Source organism: Acinetobacter sp. YH12138 (assembly GCF_015218525.1).
GTDB classification, from domain to species: domain Bacteria; phylum Pseudomonadota; class Gammaproteobacteria; order Pseudomonadales; family Moraxellaceae; genus Acinetobacter; species Acinetobacter amyesii.
In genome coordinates, this window is sequence record NZ_CP048670.1 from 2,507,413 (window position 1) to 2,524,741 (window position 17,329).

Annotated in this window: 15 protein-coding genes and 1 pseudogene; 6 read left to right on the top strand and 10 right to left on the bottom strand. The window is 40.9% G+C overall.

Translation table 11 applies throughout. The features are described from left to right. Nucleotides 1–94: 94 nt before the first annotated feature. From G0029_RS12105 to G0029_RS12115, 3 genes and pseudogenes are all read left to right on the top strand, one after another. Nucleotides 95–482 (top strand): annotated as a pseudogene (locus G0029_RS12105) (VOC family protein). 138 nt (nucleotides 483–620) lie between these two features. Then, a complete protein-coding gene (locus tag G0029_RS12110) occupies nucleotides 621–1,874 on the top strand; it encodes an exonuclease SbcCD subunit D (protein ID WP_180108022.1) in 1,254 nt (417 codons plus the stop codon). A gap of 9 nt (nucleotides 1,875–1,883) precedes the next feature. After that, entirely contained in the window at nucleotides 1,884–5,480 is a 3,597-nt protein-coding gene (locus G0029_RS12115) for an AAA family ATPase (protein ID WP_180108021.1), read from the top strand. A gap of 48 nt (nucleotides 5,481–5,528) precedes the next feature. Here the strand turns inward: G0029_RS12115 and G0029_RS12120 are convergent, their stop codons facing one another. Further along, nucleotides 5,529–6,329: a thioesterase family protein gene (locus tag G0029_RS12120; protein ID WP_078193098.1), complete on the bottom strand. Its 801-nt coding sequence runs from the start codon at nucleotides 6,327–6,329 to the stop codon at nucleotides 5,529–5,531. Between the two features lie 193 nt (nucleotides 6,330–6,522). Beyond that, nucleotides 6,523–7,209, bottom strand: a complete 687-nt coding sequence (locus G0029_RS12125; RefSeq protein WP_180108020.1) for a YggS family pyridoxal phosphate-dependent enzyme — start codon at nucleotides 7,207–7,209, stop codon at nucleotides 6,523–6,525. A 125-nt stretch (nucleotides 7,210–7,334) separates the two neighbouring features. On the opposite strand from G0029_RS12125, the gene G0029_RS12130 reads away from it, so the two are divergent. Together G0029_RS12130 and G0029_RS12135 are read left to right on the top strand one after the other, a co-directional pair. After that, nucleotides 7,335–8,372, top strand: a complete 1,038-nt coding sequence (locus G0029_RS12130; RefSeq protein ID WP_078190026.1) for a type IV pilus twitching motility protein PilT — start codon at nucleotides 7,335–7,337, stop codon at nucleotides 8,370–8,372. Nucleotides 8,373–8,399: 27 nt separating this feature from the next. Next, complete coding sequence (locus G0029_RS12135; protein WP_168379063.1) at nucleotides 8,400–9,521, top strand: PilT/PilU family type 4a pilus ATPase; 1,122 nt, start codon at nucleotides 8,400–8,402, stop codon at nucleotides 9,519–9,521. Between the two features lie 79 nt (nucleotides 9,522–9,600). Here G0029_RS12135 and fur read toward each other — a convergent pair whose 3' ends face one another. Then, a complete protein-coding gene (fur, locus tag G0029_RS12140) occupies nucleotides 9,601–10,038 on the bottom strand; it encodes a ferric iron uptake transcriptional regulator (protein WP_078193101.1) in 438 nt (145 codons plus the stop codon). A gap of 112 nt (nucleotides 10,039–10,150) precedes the next feature. On the opposite strand from fur, the gene G0029_RS12145 reads away from it, so the two are divergent. Beyond that, nucleotides 10,151–10,549 carry an outer membrane protein assembly factor BamE gene (locus G0029_RS12145; protein WP_078193102.1) on the top strand — a complete coding sequence of 133 codons (399 nt, stop codon included), beginning with the start codon at nucleotides 10,151–10,153 and terminating at the stop codon, nucleotides 10,547–10,549. Between the two features lie 43 nt (nucleotides 10,550–10,592). Here the strand turns inward: G0029_RS12145 and G0029_RS12150 are convergent, their stop codons facing one another. The 7 genes from G0029_RS12150 to dut all read right to left on the bottom strand — a co-directional run bounded on the left by G0029_RS12150 (nucleotide 10,593) and on the right by dut (nucleotide 17,279). Then, nucleotides 10,593–10,919 (bottom strand): RnfH family protein, encoded by a 327-nt coding sequence (locus G0029_RS12150; RefSeq protein WP_180108019.1) that lies wholly within the window; start codon nucleotides 10,917–10,919, stop codon nucleotides 10,593–10,595. Further along, nucleotides 10,919–12,001 (bottom strand): hypothetical protein, encoded by a 1,083-nt coding sequence (locus tag G0029_RS12155; protein ID WP_111885268.1) that lies wholly within the window; start codon nucleotides 11,999–12,001, stop codon nucleotides 10,919–10,921. Before G0029_RS12155 ends, G0029_RS12150 begins: the two co-directional genes overlap by 1 nt. Nucleotides 12,002–12,143: 142 nt before the next feature. Then, complete coding sequence (locus G0029_RS12160) at nucleotides 12,144–12,599, bottom strand: bacteriohemerythrin (protein ID WP_078190032.1); 456 nt, start codon at nucleotides 12,597–12,599, stop codon at nucleotides 12,144–12,146. A gap of 263 nt (nucleotides 12,600–12,862) precedes the next feature. Further along, nucleotides 12,863–13,711: a class II glutamine amidotransferase gene (locus G0029_RS12165; protein WP_111885279.1), complete on the bottom strand. Its 849-nt coding sequence runs from the start codon at nucleotides 13,709–13,711 to the stop codon at nucleotides 12,863–12,865. Between the two features lie 209 nt (nucleotides 13,712–13,920). After that, on the bottom strand, nucleotides 13,921–14,829 hold the full coding sequence (argB, locus tag G0029_RS12170) for an acetylglutamate kinase (RefSeq protein ID WP_078190033.1): 909 nt from the start codon (nucleotides 14,827–14,829) through the stop codon (nucleotides 13,921–13,923). Nucleotides 14,830–14,839: 10 nt separating this feature from the next. Further along, the gene (locus G0029_RS12175) at nucleotides 14,840–16,264 is read right to left on the bottom strand and encodes a phosphomannomutase/phosphoglucomutase (RefSeq protein ID WP_180108018.1); all 1,425 of its coding nucleotides are present in this window, start codon (nucleotides 16,262–16,264) and stop codon (nucleotides 14,840–14,842) included. Nucleotides 16,265–16,826: 562 nt separating this feature from the next. After that, nucleotides 16,827–17,279 (bottom strand): dUTP diphosphatase, encoded by a 453-nt coding sequence (gene dut / locus G0029_RS12180; RefSeq protein ID WP_078193106.1) that lies wholly within the window; start codon nucleotides 17,277–17,279, stop codon nucleotides 16,827–16,829. Nucleotides 17,280–17,329: the final 50 nt, after the last annotated feature.

The window sequence follows — 17,329 nt, forward strand, 5'->3', positions numbered from 1 at the left end:
ATTCACCTATATACAGGATTAGAACAACATTTTATATTCCTAGTTCTTGGTATTTTTTAACCTAATTTCAGATCTCTACTATTTGAAACGTGTAATCCATCAAAGAAAATATAACAACAATGAACCAGCCTACTATTTTGAAATTCAAAGTTCTGATACCAAGCGTTAAGTTGTCTATTATTCTGCCGTTTTTGGTTGGTCATTTACACGAGTTACAGGATTCCCTAATCAGTAACCCCAGACTTCATGGTGACCTCTTAGAATGCTCTGTACAGACTCCACCGATGCATTGCATTACCAATACATTTACTCGTAGTTTTGAAGTTAAAGATTTCGACCAAATCACTAAGAAAAATCTGGTACAAGATGGCCAAATTGCCATGGAAAAATTTGCGATCCCCGGTCAATGTTGGCAAGGCTATTTCTTAGACCCAGACCACAATACCTTTGGCCTTGTGCAAGTCGATCCAAATGCACAGTAAACACTTGGTTTTTGATTGGGGAGCTTCTACTTGTCGAGAACGACTTAGTTTGACGTATGAATGATTAATCGCCCTCGAAAACGTGACCATCTGTGATACTTTAGAGCCCAATCAATTTTTTTGATTTTTGGGGCTTGCATGACTGTTCGTTTTTTTCATACTTCTGATTGGCATTTAGGACAATTTTTCTATAACCACTCACGTGACTACGAACATGAACAGTTTCTCAATTGGCTGCTTGAACAAATAGCACAAAAACAGCCACATGCCCTGCTCATTGCAGGCGATGTTTTTGATGTGATCAACCCCGCTTCCAGAGCGCAAAAACAGTTGTATCAGTTTCTAGCAGATGCACATGAGCGAGCTCCGCACATGCAAACCCTGATGATCGCAGGCAACCATGACTCAGGCTATCGTATTGAACAAGTTGAACCCTTATTAGAAAAATACCATGCCAAAGCTGTAGGCGTGGTCCATAAAAATACCGAAGGTCAGCTCGATTTAGACCGACTGCTGGTACCGATTTATGATGAACACAAAAATGTAGTGGCATGGTGCCTGACTTTACCTTTTCTACGTGCTGCCGAGATCACCGGTTTCAATGATCAAACCACCAATAGTCAAAATGCCATTGCCTATGTACATCAACAATTAATTGCTGAAGCCAATGCACGTAAAACTCCAGATCAAGCCTTAATTTTAATGTCCCATGCCCACATGCAAGGCGGTGAAACGTCAGACTCAGAGCGCCCGATTATTATGGGCAATGAAGAAGCAATTTCAACCGCCCTGTTTGATGATGTAATTGACTACGTGGCTCTTGGGCATTTGCATAAACCGCAAAAAGTTGGACAAACTCATATCCGTTATAGCGGCTCACCGATTCCCCTGTCATTTAGTGAAATCAATTATAAGCATCAAGTGCTTGATATCAGTATTGACCCGACTCAAAGCGATGAATCACGCTTTCAAATAGAGTCCTTAGCGATTCCGCGCAGCGTGCAATTGCATCGCATCAAAGGCACAATTCCAGAAGTTTTGGCACAATTATCCGCTTTGCCGAGCGGTGAAATTGAAGATATTGATCTGCGTGAATATGTCGAAATTGAATATCATACCGACACTCCGCCTGCACCGAATTTACGACAGCAATTTGAAGAAGCGCTAGCGCCAAACCGTTATCGTTTGGTGCGCATCAGCCGCCGTTATTTAAATTCAGATCAAAATAATCCGCAGCAAGCCGCAATCAACCTTGATCCGCCTACGCCTGAAAAATTATTCCAAAACCTTTGGGAAAAACAGGGCTACGGTGCTGATGACACCGTAATGAAAGATTTTTTAAGTTTGGTCGATGAAGCACAAAAATCACTTGAAGATGATGCGAACACTTAAGGAATTGCCATGAAAATTTTATCTATACGCATTAAAAACTTGGCATCTTTAGCGGGTGAGCATTTTATTGATTTTGAATCTGAACCCTTAGCAAGTGCAGGCTTAGTGGCAATTATTGGTAAAACAGGTGCTGGTAAATCGACTATTTTAGATGCCATGTGTTTGGCGCTGTTTAACCGTGTGCCGCGCTTAAAAGACAGCGATGGCAAACTCATCGATGTAGATGGTTCAGAGCTGCCGACCAACTCACCGCAAACAGTCTTGCGCCGTGGTACAGGCCAAGGCTTTGCCGAGCTCAGTTTTATTGCTCAAGACCAAAAAGTCTATTCTGCACGTTGGGAAATTAAACGTGCCCGTGAAAACCCAAACGGTAAATTGCAAAGCGTACAGCGCTCACTGAAATGCTTAACAGATTGCACTGTTGTTGCGGATAAAACCAAAGCGGTTGAGAGCCAAATTTTACGCATTACTCAACTCAGTTTTGAACAGTTCACCCGTGCCGTTTTACTGGCTCAGTCAGAAGTGACCGCTTTTTTAAAAGCGCGTGATAATGAACGTGGCGAGCTATTGGAGTATCTAACCAATTCCAGTATTTTCGGGAAAATTGGTCAATTGGCCTTTGAAAAAACCAAGCAAATTGCCAATCAGCGTAAGGCTTTGGAAGTTCGACTCGGTGATATTGAAATTTTATCGGATGAAGATCTTGCCTTATACACGGCGAATTTTCAAAGTCATACAGAGTCTTACCAAAAATTCGAAAGTGAAAAGCAGCAATTGCTCAAACAGCAGCAATGGTTTCAACACAAAGATAAACTGATTGCGGATATTCAGCAACGTGAGCAATATTTGGCTATTCAACAGCAGCAACTCGATGCACTGCAGCCGCAGAAGCAGCAATTGCAGCAACTGGAAAAATTCGCCTCAATCCGTCCAAGCATCATTCAACGCAAGAATTTAAGAACTGAAATAGCAACGCTGCAGCCTCAATTGGCTCAAGCACAGCAGCAGTTCAGCGCAATTGAAATTAAGTTTAATCATGAAAAAACTCAATTTAAACAACTTGATCTACAGCAAAAACAGCAGCACCAATTTGAAGTTGATCATCAAGATCAAATTGATTTAGTACGTGCGCGAATTGCCGACCGCCGAGTGCTAGGCGATCAGCTAATTGCTGTAAAAGATGAACTCAAAAAACTGCAAGATCAGCATGTCCCGCTGCTTCAAGCCGAACAGCAATTGTTACAAGTACAGCAGCAGTTAGAACAAAATATAGCGCAGCAAAATACCCTACTCTCGCAAACAGCACATTTTCAAATTTTGGATGAAGCACTGTCTGCACATCTCAGCCCTTTACAGCGTTTTATTCAAAGTTATGCGCAATTTGAGCAGCAATATGGTGATGTCGCTCAAGCCACGCAACAAGTGGCACAAAAACAACAGCAACTTGACCAGCTCATTCAGCAATTTGGGCAAGACCAAGCACTTAACTCGAAAATTACGGGCTTGCGTACAGCGCGTGAAGACTTATTAAATCGCATCAATCAATTAGATATCACCAAGAGTCATTGGCAGCATTACCACGCCATTCATGTTGAACATCAGCAAAAATTGCAAGACCAGCACCAACTGCAAAGTGATCTCACACAGAATCAGCAGCAATGCAGCATGGCTGAAACTGAATTTCATGCACAAAAAGCAGCTCGAGAGAATTTGCAAACTTTACTGCAGCAGCAGCGATTACTGCATGCAGAAAATATTGAACAGCTCAGAGCAAATCTGGTTGCAGGTGAAGCATGTTTGGTCTGTGGCAGCACCGAGCACCCTTATACATATAACCAAGATGTGCTTTCCCATGAACTATTGAAACTGCAAGTACAGCAGGAACAGCAAGCACTAGCGCAGGAAAAAATAACGTTTGATCTGTGGCAGCAACTGCAAAAAAAATGCACACAGCAGTCCACTGCCTTTGAAGCCAATGCACATCAACTCACCTCAATCAGCACGCAACAGAGCAATGCCCAAACCCAGCTTGAGCAATCACTTAATGCACTGAATATTCCATACGATTTGCACTCAGATTTGAGCTTGCTTGAAACGGCTATAACGCATCATATTGCACAAACACAGCAATCTTTGCAGCAAACAGAAGCTGATTTAAAAACCCATGAACAGGCGCAGCAAAACAGCCATACTTTGACTCAATACATTCAGCACACGACAAAGCAGCTGACAGAAATACAGCATGCGGAACAAAATATTCAACCTATTTTGTCTTTATTGGATGACACTGAAAAATATGCATGGCAGCAGTCAACCCGCACCGCTGCTGAAGAAATTTATATTCAATTACAGCAACGTCTTAACACCTTAAAACAACGTAATGAACTAAATGCTCAGCTGAATCAAATAACACAGCAGCTGGAACAGGCAAAACAGCGCAGTAAATTCAGTCTAGAGAATATTGCTGCAACTGAAAAACGCATTTCGACACTGTTAGAAGAAGGTAAACAAAATAGCGATCTTGCAATCCAAGCTATTTTTACCATGACTCAAGTAACTGTTGAAAAACCGCATGAATGGTTATTACAGTTTGAGCAAAACCGACAACAGCTGCAGACTCAGTTTAATACGGTACGTCAACAATTTGAGCAGCGACGCCAAGCCTTTGATACGGCACAAGCAACACTGCAAAAATATCAGGCACAGCAACTACAGTTGCAAACTCAACAAAATGCAGCCGCGTTGAGTATTCAACAGTGGTTAGCGCTGCATATTGATTTTAATGACGCCTTGTTACAGCAGCTCAGTGAAATTACACATGAGCAAGAGCTGCAACTGAAACAGCAAATTAGCTCGGCTGAACGTGCATATAGCGATGCTCAGTCTGCTAAGAAAACATTGGATGAGCAACTACAGCAGCACTTAATGCTGCAGCCTGAAATCGAATTTGAAGCACTACTCTCACAATTACAAAGTTTGGTTGAACAAATAACCCAAGTGATGGAACAGCGTGATGAAGTGAAACTCAAACTCGAAGTACATCAACGCAATGTAGCAAAACAGCAGCAATTTACCGATCAGATTCAACAGATCCAATCTGAGGAACATCGTTGGAATAAGATTTCGAGCTTAATGGGCGATGCAACAGGCAAGAAATTCCGTGATTTGGCACAGCAATATAACCTCGATATTTTAATTGAATATGCCAATCAGCAATTGGCGATGCTTTCACAGCGCTATACCTTAAAGCGCCTTGAAAACTCATTAAGCCTAGCCATTGTCGATCATGATATGGATGGTGAAACCCGCTCGGTCTCTTCGCTTTCAGGCGGTGAGTCTTTCTTAACCGCGCTCGCTTTATCCTTAGCCATTGCGAGCATGGCATCAGGTACAACAAAAATTGAAAGCCTATTTATTGACGAAGGATTTGGTACGCTAGACGCTTCAAGTCTGCACATGGTGATGAATGCTCTGGATCAGCTACAAAACCAAGGGCGTAAAGTCGTGCTAATTTCTCACATTCAAGAAATGCACGAACGAATCCCTGTGCAAATTCAAGTCAATCCTGTCGGAGCAGGTGCAAGCACCATCCAAATCGTATCTTAAAAAAAGCCTGCTTAAAGCAGGCTTTATAATTTTTGATTCTCTAGATCATTACGTCCCGAGTGGACGTAGCGTTAAAATCTGTTCACTACGCCCAAATGGGCCATGGACATCATGCAATACAGAACTACTCAAACCAACACCATCCGCTCCATACTGCTGCACGGTTTCCAGACCTAACCACTGTCCCTGTGGTAAACGGTGCAAATGGATTTGTAGATCCAGATTTGGAAAGCCCCAGCCAAATGGCCAATCCTGACGCGGAACAATACCATTGGCGGTATCAACCATGCCCATTAAACGGACAAAATCAGCAGTCGGCTCACCTTCAACCATGTCATGCTGTGTTCTCAGCCACACAATGCCTTGACCTGCACGGCGCCCATGGCTTCTTGCTTCAATCGACTGAATATATCCCCCCGGCCACTGACGGATACCGTCCCAAATCGGCGCAGTTTCTGGCCCAGTCACATCAGCATCCTCCAAACCTTTCACGGACTGGCTATTTTGCGTCATCATGCGCCAAGTGCGTGCCACAATGCAGGTTTTGCCCTGAGCCCGCATTTCAGATTCAATCAGTTCAATGGTTTTTCCCGGACGAATCACTTGCGTGATTATTTCAAACTCGCCAGCAGGAATTAAGCCCAAAATATCGAGGCTAATGCGCCCGATACGCATATCATGACGTGGTGAAAAACGGTCTAATTCAGCACAAATAATGCCTGTAGCTGGTGCCATGTGTTGCTCATGTGCATTCCATGCACCTTGTGCTAAATTGGTCGAATGGTAATGTGCCGTGACACAGCCTTGCGCATCTACGTCGCGTTGAATCAACTGATAATATGCCGTCATGAACTTCCCTATTTGTCCAAGTGTGAATTACTTCAATATCAAAAACATCCTGATTATTTTGTACTCAACTTTAATGGAAAGTTCAAATTAAAAGGCTCACTTTGAACCCATAGGTTTCATCTATTGTGAAAATTTATCTGCTGTGCTTACACTTTATAAGCCTAGTTTTTGAAAGCAGGCTGAATCTTCTGTCCTATTTTGAATAATCACGTGCGCCAAACAATGCTGTCCCCACGCGAACCATCGTTGAACCCGCAGCAATCGCATCAGTCATATCGCCTGACATCCCCATACTTAATGTATCCCAATCTTCAGGTTTCGCATGCTGTGCTTTGACGTGTTCAAAGAGCATTTTGGCATCAGCAAACGCTTGCGGATTGTTTGGAGCAGGAATCACCATCAGTCCACGTAAGCGTAAATTCGGTAGCGTAGAAATCTGTGCGACCAAACCTGCTACTTCATTCGGCTGACAGCCATCCTTCGTATCTTGCGCATCAATATTGACTTGTAGGCAAATATTCAAAGGTGCTTGCGTCGCTTCTCGCTGGCTTGATAAACGCTCCGCAATAATCAAACGGTCTACCCCATGCACCCAAGCAAAGTTTGAAGCCAAATGTTTGGTTTTATTGCGCTGTACATGACCAATGAAATGCCAATCAATCTCTAAATCTGCCAAAGCCTCAATTTTTTCAAGCGCTTCTTGCAGATAATTTTCACCAAATGAGCGTTGCCCCGTTGTATACATTTCTCTTAGCATTTCAGCAGGATGCGTCTTAGATACAGCCAACAATTCAACCGACTGCTGTGGTCGACCCGCAAGTTGGCAAGCCTGCTCAATTTGCTGCAAGACTTGATTTCGTGCTTCTTGAAGTTTATTCATTGACGGGGTTCTCATTTCATTCATCTTTTTTTGCATTGCCCTGCAACTAAGTGTTGGTTAAGCTGTGGGAAAGCCTTATTATTCTATCAAAATAATTAAGATTTAATTTTTATCTCGGGGATTTTATGGACATTACAGAACTATTGGCCTTTGCTGCCAAAAATAACGCTTCGGATTTACATTTATCTTCTGGTATGCCACCAATGATTCGTGTGGATGGTGAAGTTCGTCGTATCAACCTTCCTGCTCTTGAACACAAAGAAGTGCACAAATTGGTTTACGACATCATGAACGATAAACAGCGTCGTGATTACGAAGAAAAATTAGAAACTGACTTTTCATTTGAAGTACCTGGCGTGGCTCGTTTCCGTGTGAACGCATTTAACCAAAACCGTGGTGCTGGTGCCGTATTCCGTACCATTCCTTCAAAAGTACTAACTATTGAAGATCTTGGCATGGGCCAAATCTTCAAAGATATTTGTGAATATCCACGTGGCATCGTATTGGTGACCGGTCCAACAGGTTCGGGTAAATCAACCACGCTTGCTGCGATGGTTGATTACATTAACGACAACCGTTATGACCATATTTTAACGGTCGAAGACCCGATCGAATTTGTACACGAATCAAAAAAATGCTTGGTCAACCAACGTGAAGTACATCGTGATACGCACGGCTTTAACGAAGCACTTCGTTCCGCACTGCGTGAAGACCCGGATATTATCTTAGTCGGTGAGATGCGTGACCTTGAAACCATTCGTTTGGCGCTGACAGCTGCTGAAACCGGTCACTTGGTCTTCGGTACACTCCATACAACCTCTGCCGCAAAAACCATTGACCGTGTGATTGACGTATTCCCTGCTGAAGAAAAAGATATGGTTCGTGCCATGTTATCCGAATCACTTCAAGCCGTAATTTCACAAACCCTACTCAAGAAAAATGGTGGCGGTCGTGTGGCTGCGCATGAAATCATGATCGGTATTCCTGCGATCCGTAACTTGATTCGTGAAAACAAAGTCGCGCAAATGTATTCTGCGATTCAAACGGGTGCCAACTACGGTATGACCACACTCGATCAAAGCTTAAAAAACCTTGTCGCAAAAGGCATTATTAGTACGCAAACTGCACGGACTGCAGCAAAACAACCCGAATCTTTCTTGTAATTTTTTTATTTTTCTGGGGCGATCGTTATGGATTTTAACGGCTTACTTGATTATATGGTGGAGAAAAAAGCATCGGATTTGTTTATTACAGCCGATGTTGAACCCTCGATTAAGATCAATGGGCAAATTTTGCCAATTGGCTCGACTAAGTTACCGGGCCCGACTGTCGGTCAAATCTTACATTCGATTATGTCTGACAAACAGCGTAAGGAATTTGCCGATACGCGCGAATGTAACTTTGCCATTAGTAATACCAGTAAATCTGCTCGTTTTCGTGTCAGCGCCTTTCAACAACGTGACCAGCCAGGTATGGTTCTGCGTCGTATCGAAACCGTTATTCCAACGATGGATGAGTTGAAATTACCGCCGATTTTAAAAGAATTAGCGATGACCAAGCGTGGCATTATCATTTTCGTAGGTGCAACGGGTACAGGTAAATCAACCTCTTTGGCATCTTTGATTGGCTATCGTAATGAAAATAGCAAAGGTCATATCATTACAATTGAAGACCCGATTGAATTTGTACACCAACACCGAGGCTGTATCATTACCCAACGTGAAGTGGGTATTGATACCGACTCTTTCGAAGTTGCCTTAAAGAATACGCTACGTCAGGCACCTGACGTGATTCTGATTGGTGAGATTCGTTCACGTGAAACCATGGACTATGCGATTGCCTTTGCTGAAACGGGTCACTTGGTTTTTGCTACTCTGCATGCCAACAACGCCAACCAGGCCATCGACCGTATCATTCACTTCTTTGAAGCGGATCGTCATAGTCAGCTGTTCATGGACTTGTCTTTGAATTTAAAAGCAATGGTTGCGCAGCAATTGATTCCAACCATTGATGGTAATTCACGTCGTGCTGCCATTGAGATTTTGATCAACTCACCTTTAATTTCAGACTTAATCCGTAAGGGTGAAGTGCATGAAATTAAAGACCTGATGAAGCGTTCTCGTGAACTAGGTATGCAAACCTTTGACCAAGCCTTATATGACCTTTATAAAGCCAAGCAAATTAGCTACAAAGATGCGCTCAAACATGCCGATTCACCGAACGACCTGCGTCTACAAATTAAATTGTCTGAAGAAGGCGGTGAGCATTTACTGCGTGCAAATTCAAATATTACCTTTGATGGTCAACATTAATTTTGCTTAAACGCTTTCGGAAATAAAAAACAGACTTCACATGAAGTCTGTTTTTTTATTCATTCTCATCCGTATCGGATTATTTTTTACGATATGCTTCTTGGCATTCAGGCGCATCACAATAGCCATAAAGATTTAATGAGTGACCTGTAAGTTGGAAACCAAATTTTTCTGCCACTTGATGTTGCTCATGCTCAATCACATCATTAGTAAATTCCACCACTTTATTGCAGTTTTGACACACAATATGGTCATGGTGATCTTCTTGCATAATCTCAAAAACAGAATGATTGTTTTCAAAATGATGGCGTTGAATAATACCTGCAGCTTCAAACTGTGTTAACACGCGATACACAGTTGCTAAACCCACATCTTCACCTTGTTCAAGTAAAGTCTTATAAATATCTTCTGCGCTTAAGTGATGTTGTCTTGAATTTTCAAGCAATTCCAATATTTTAATTCGTGGAAGTGTAACTTTAAGTCCAGCTTTACGTAAATCTTGATTTGAAATAGGCATGAAAAAAGGTCTCTCAACAAAATTAAAGTTGGAATATGCAACAAAGTGTAGATGCAGTATGATCTATCCTTGGATCAAATGCATCATAATTAATTTGGGATAGTTTAGCAAAATGCAAAAAATCATGCTGACGTTATTCGTCACTTCATTGCTCGTAGGCTGTTCAACCTTGGGCGTTTATAAAGTTGATATTCCACAAGGTACACCTTTAACTCAAGCACAAGCGGCTAAAATTCAAGTGGGAATGAGCCACCAACAAGTTCGCTTTTTGCTAGGTAGTCCAACTGTTGCCGATCCAATGAATCCGTTACGTTGGGACTACATTTATAAGTATACCCCAGGAACATATGCTAAAAAAGCCAAGATTCCTGCTGCACATGGTCAACACTTAAAAATCTTCTTTGACCAAAACGGTATCGTTCAAAAAATTGAAGGCTTAGAAACCATTCCAGAGTCACAACCAGGCTTACCAGGTTCTAAAGAAGCGATTTTAACTGCGCCACCACTATAGTCGCTTTAAGATAAAAATAAACCCCTAAATTTAGGGGTTTTTTTTATAAGTACAATTGTTTGAAACGATTGCCTCGACAATAACGGCCAACGGGATTTTTCTTGGCGCGATTACGACGAATATCTTTCGGATTAATGGTTAATGCACGATAGATTTCGACACGATCACCTGCTTCAAGTAACTGAAATGAATCGCTTACACGCGCCCCGAAGATTCCTAGTGTTAATTCTTCGGGTAAATCCACTTGTTTTCGAATGCCACTTTGCACAATAGCATCTTCAACCGTCATACCGGGATTAAAGCTCAGCGGAATTAATATCTGCTGTTCCACGCTCGCATAAGCGACCCATACTTGTAACTGAGCTGTCATTAGAATAACTGCCCAATCACAGCCACCAATGCCAATATTATTGACAAGGGCACTACGATACGTACAGCAATACGCCAAATATTATAAAAGGTTTCATGACTGAAGTTCATTGACTTACGTAGATGACTAATCTTCATAATCCAACCTGCGAAAATCGCATAAATCAGACAAATAATTAAGCCCCAAATCAACAAGGCAATATTAAATACTGGAACAACAGTGCTCAGTGCCCATACAAAAACCGCAACCAATAAAATCGCCCATTGCACCACTACGGCCAATTGGCGTTGTTGTAATTGTTCACGTGCCATTTGAATCAGCAATGCTGAAGCTGCGACTAAACCCACAACCAGTGCTAAAGCAGGTACTTGTACTTTTGCTGCGAAAAAGGCAAAAGCAACCACTGCCAAAAGTTGAGCGATCCAAATTGGAAATACCGTTTTGCTTGCAATCTCTTGTTGCTTCACAGCTGGCAAACTTGACTGCCAGTACAAGCCCATCCCCAAACCACTTGCTACGAGCGCCAAGACGGTTGCATTGCCCCACTCACTAAATTCGAGCGCAGTCATTTTCCACTCTGGTAAGGCAGTTCCCATAACATTCGCTAAGACTACTGCAGCAATCACACCAATAGCGGTCAAAATCACTAAAAATTGGCGTGGTACAAACGACAATGCAAATGCAATGACTGCAAGGACAGCCAAAATAATGCTATAGGCAAAGCCATTAGCTGTAAAAATTGCCACATATTGCGACGCGGCTGAAAGCATGGCACCTGCTAAAAATGGAATAAATACTACGGCAAGCCAACCGACTATACGCCATTTGGGTGAAGCATCCGCATCACGTGTTAGCGAAGACAGTGCTTGAACTGCTGTAATTTTTGAACGTTTTGCTAAGGCAATTTCCAAATAACATAGCGGTAAAGCTAAAATAAGCATTGTACCTAGCCACAACAGCCAGAAATCTAGCTGACGTTCAATTTGAATACCTGTTACCGGTGCTAAAGTTGCAATAATGATAAAAGATAAACAGAACGCCATCAGTGGCGATAACCATTTCGACATCGCATTGTCCTGCATGACAAATTCCTTTGAAAATTCTAGCGCTATTTTGCCTTGCTGTGCCTTGAAAATCAAAAACAAAAAGCAAATCACCTTAAAGGTGATTTGCTGCGCAAATGATATTATTAGAATTTAATTGTTTTTATTTCATTTTTTGAGGTTATGAAAAGAAACGTGCAAACCAATTTTTGCCTTTTTTCTTTTCTTTTTCTTTGATGATACCCATCATATTTTCTTTAACAGCACCGACATAATCAGCATCATCGTGCTGAATATGGTTAATTAGCCATTTTGAAAGCACTTCATGTAATTCATTTTCAATCGCATGCCCCATTTCAAAACGGTCGCGGTAAGATTCAATTTTTTTAATAAATAAATCATGTACGCGTTTATGTGGCACACGATATTTATAACCCGCTTCTTCTTGTAAAGATTCTTCGAAGGTAAAATGTGATTGCGTGTAATCAATAATGTTTTCCAGAATTTGTTTTACACGATCACGATCTGTATTTGCGTCAATGCCATCAATTTCATTGATGTAGTCAAGAATCCGTTTGTGTTGATCGTCAATCACATCGATACCAGTATTGTATTCTGGAACCCATTTCATTTTCATTACGACCACCTATAAATATGAAGGACTTATCACGTAAATTTCATCATATAATTAAAGAACTTAAATAAAAATGAAGTAAAAAGGTTGGTTTTAATTGAAATACTGCCATTTATATTGTAATCAATTGTTTTTATTATGTTAATTTATTTAATCCCGAGTATAAAGCTAAGATATTTTTTAATCAATTCAATATCTTAGAAAACACCCTTAATTCAATAAAGTGTAAGATATTCATTTTTATAATGAATATCTTTCATTCAAAATTAATACTGATCTGCACGTGTGACACGTTTTAAAGATGGGTCCAGCCGCTCACGTTCTAAACGTTCAACAACCGTCTTTGCAGCACGTATTGGACGACCATGTTGAAATAAAATCATTTCACCCGGCTCAAATGCTGTCCAAACTTCATTTTGCGTTAAGGGTTCAGTGGTAATCACGGCAACACGGTCTTCAGGCGTAGTGACTTCACTAAAATCGACTTCAACATCAATATCAATCAACTGTGCAGGCTGAAATGGAAACTCTCGAACCAGCCAATGCAGCTTGGTAATCGCATAACTAAAGAGCGCCTGCCCATTCGACAAACAAAAATTAAAGGTGCCATGTTCCGCAATTTTCGGAGAGATTTCTAATAACAGGTCAAACACCTGATCAAGTGTAGGTTCGGTATAACCAAAACGTTTCACCATTTGCTCGAGCAAATAGCAAAAGGCCAATTCACTGTCGGTATTGCCAACAGGGCTGAAGCGCCCCGTGAGCTCAGGCTGAAAGCCATGTAGGTCGCCATTATGTGCAAAAATCCACTGTCTGCCCCACAATTCACGACTAAATGGATGTGAGTTTTCAAGATTAATTTTGCCTTGTGTCGCTTTACGAATGTGTGCAATCACATTGCGAGATTTAATCGGGTAGTTTCGGATCAGCTCAGCAATCGGAGACTCTACAGCAGATTGATTGTCGACAAATAAACGACATGCTTTATCTTCAAAAAAAGCGATACCAAAGCCATCACAATGATCTGAGGTAATTCCTGCTCGCTGCGAAAATCCCCTAAACGAAAAAGTAATATCGGTAGGAGTCGCACAATTCATTCCGAGCAGCTGGCACATATTGATCATTTCAGCAGTAAATCTATGATTTCTCTATTGTGCATGACAGTTTTAGTTGTTGTAAATCTAAAATCGGCGCCATTATAAGAGTTTTTATAATCCAACAGGGCAAATACATTATTTGATCTTTTCAAATGTCACTTAGCCAACTGATAAATAATAAAAAAGCCTCAAAAGAGGCTTTTTTATATCAAAAAATGCTAAGTATCTTAAGCTTTTTTCACATTGGTTCGATTGGTGATTAAAGTCCCCACACCATGATCTGTAAAGATTTCAAGTAATGTTGCATGAGGTACACGACCATCAACGATATGCGCGCTGATTACGCCGCCTTTGACTGCATCTAATGCACAGCCAACTTTCGGAATCATGCCGCCATAGATCACGCCAGTTTCAATCAAACGATCGACTTCTTGGGTGGTTAACCCAGTCAGCAGATTTTTATTTTCGTCTAAAACACCCGTGATATTGGTCAATAAAATTAGCTTTTCCGCACCCAATGCTTCCGCCACTTTACCTGCAACCAAGTCAGCATTGATGTTATAGGTATTGCCGTCTTCGTCTACACCTAATGGTGCAATCACAGGAATAAAATCGCTTTGGGTAAACATTTCAAGTACGTCAGTTTTCACACCAACCACTTCGCCAACTAGACCTAAATCAATCTGTTTTACTGAACCATCTTCGGCAGTTTTTTCCATCAATAATTTTTGCGCACGGATCAAATTACCATCTTTACCCGTTAAACCAATTGCACGGCCACCGTGTTTATTGATTAAGTTCACAATCGATTTGTTCACGCTGCCGCCCAAGACCATCTCGACAACTTCCATCGTTGCAGGATCAGTCACGCGCATACCGTCGATACGATCAGACTCACGGCCTAATTGTTTGAGGAATGAATCCACTTGTGGACCACCGCCATGTACCACAATCGGATTTAAACCAACCGTTTTCAGCAGCACGATATCACGTGCAAATGAGCTCTCAAGCTCAGGATCGGTCATGGCATTACCACCATACTTCACTACCAGCGTCTTACCCGCAAAACGTTGAATATACGGCAAAGCTTCCGTCAGGATTTGTGCTTTGTCGATGCCAGTATGTTGATGTGGCATTTGCCTCTCCTTATTGAGCATCTGGAATGTCATGAGCAATGTCTGGATAGTGCTCAACTAACATGGAAACAAACAGATCTCGTATTTCTTTTAAGCGTGCTGATGAGTTGGCATCAAAGCGTAAAGTGAAATACTCACCTGTATTCGATGCTCGAATGATGCCAAATCCATCATCAAAATCAAGGCGTATTCCATCAATTTTACTGATTTGTGCCGAAATTCGCGCAGAATTAGCTTCAACCTGCTTTAAAACTTCCGCTGGATCATGCTGATGCGTACTGACATATAAATCTTCGGTACTAAAGCGCTCTGGATATTTCGCCAAAGCTTCTGACAATGTCAGCCCCTGAGTTTGAATATATTCTAAGACCCTTAAGGCAGCATATAGACCGTCGTCATAGCCACCACCACGACCGTCATTAAAAACATAATGCCCTGCGTATTCACCACCAAAAACCGCTTTGCCTTTAGATTGGGAAATATATTTTCGCAAGAAACTACTGCCCGTTCGAATCATGACAGGCTGCGCATCTAAATCGCACACGGTATCTCGAATCATTGTTGAACATTTCACATCAAATACCACTTCTGCATGTGGTTTTTGAGTCAAACAAATTTCAGCAAATAAACATAATAATCGATCTGCAGAAACGACTTTGCAAGTTTCATCAATCAGCACTAAACGATCACCATCACCATCTAAAGCAATGCCAATATCGGCTTTTTGTAGCTGTATGGCTTGGCGGAGAAGGGTTAAATGTTTGAGCTGTGATGGATCTGGAGCATGATCAGGGAAATGTCCATCAGCTTGGCAACGTAATGCCAAAACTTCACAGCCTAATTTATTTAATAATAAGGCTGCACAATGCCCAGCTGAACCATGCATGCCATCGATCACAACTTTAAGTGGTTGCTGTAAATGAATGTCATCTAAAATAAATTTCTGATAGGCCAAACAATATTCAGGCTTGATTTCGTGTGGCTCAAGTTCAATCATCAAATGCACACGTTCCGATGAAAAACAATTTCGTGCTTCGACTGCAACGTGTTGAATCATCTCTGGACAAGGTGGCTCACCTTTGATAATCCACTTGATACCATTATCTGATTTTGGATTATGGCTCGCCGTCACCATAATGCCATTGCCTTGAAATTGTCCCGCAATAAAATACAACATCGGGCTTGAGCAGCAGCCAATAATTTCCGCTTCAAGGCCAGCCTCATGGCAGACTTTTTGAATTATTTTTGCATAGGTTGGACTGGTTAAACGCGCATCATAGCCAATAGCAAGTCTCTTTTGCCCTACATCTAAATATTGTTTGACTAAGCCACAAGCAATTGACTGAACTAAATCAGCATTTAAGAGCGATATTTTCCCGCGAATGTCATATGCACGAAAAATATGTTGCGGAAAGTGACTAAACAGTGAACCCATACTATGTTCTTCTAATTACATCTTTATTAATTAAAAAATCTAAAATTCTATTGAGAATTTAAGCTTTTAATTAAAGGATAAAATCCTGAAAAAAAGTGTAGCTTTTTTTATAACAAATTTAGTTAACAATCAATTAATAATATTTAAATACTGATCTAAAAATTACACTCACATTTATTCACTAATTTATTTTTAAAATTAAATCAATACCTTACATTAATAAAAATATCAATTTATCATTTAGTCTTAAATATTTTACTTTTCAAATATTTTTGATTATTTATTCAAATGTGTATAAATATAGTAAATCGATCAAATTTAAACCAATACACAAAATTCTAATTATTCTTTACCCTCACCCCTAAAATATAAACCAAGTGAACTCATCAGAATTAAAAATCCTGATAAGATCCAAAATACTCTAAATATAGATTTGAATTTGAATAAATTAAAATTTAAATAAAATGATATAAATAAAAACCATCACGAGGATGGTTTTTTATTAGCTACTTGATTTTAGGCATTTACTTGTCAACACACTGGATCAAAAGTCTCGCGCTGATTAGTTTTTACCTGTATGACCAAAACCGCCTGCACCACGTTCAGTGGCTTCAAACTCATCTACAATATCAAACTGAGCTTGTACAACTGGCACTAAAACATATTGTGCTAAACGCTCACCCGGCTCTAGGCTAAATGCAGTTTGGCTACGGTTCCAAACAGATACCATCAATTCACCTTGGTAATCTGAATCAATCAAACCAACCAAGTTACCCAACACGATTCCGTGTTTATGACCTAAGCCTGAACGTGGCAGAATTAAACCTGCATACTGCGTATCTTCGATATAAATCGATAGGCCTGTTTTTACCAGAACAGTTTGACCCGGTTCAATTACGGTGGTTTCTTCTACACATGCACGTAGATCTAGACCTGCCGAACCTGCTGTTGCATAAGTTGGCATTGGCCATTCCGTACCTAAACGTGTGTCGAGAACTTTAACTTGAACTTTCATGGTTCATTCCTGTTTCAATAAAACGAATTTCAAAAAATAAATAAAATATT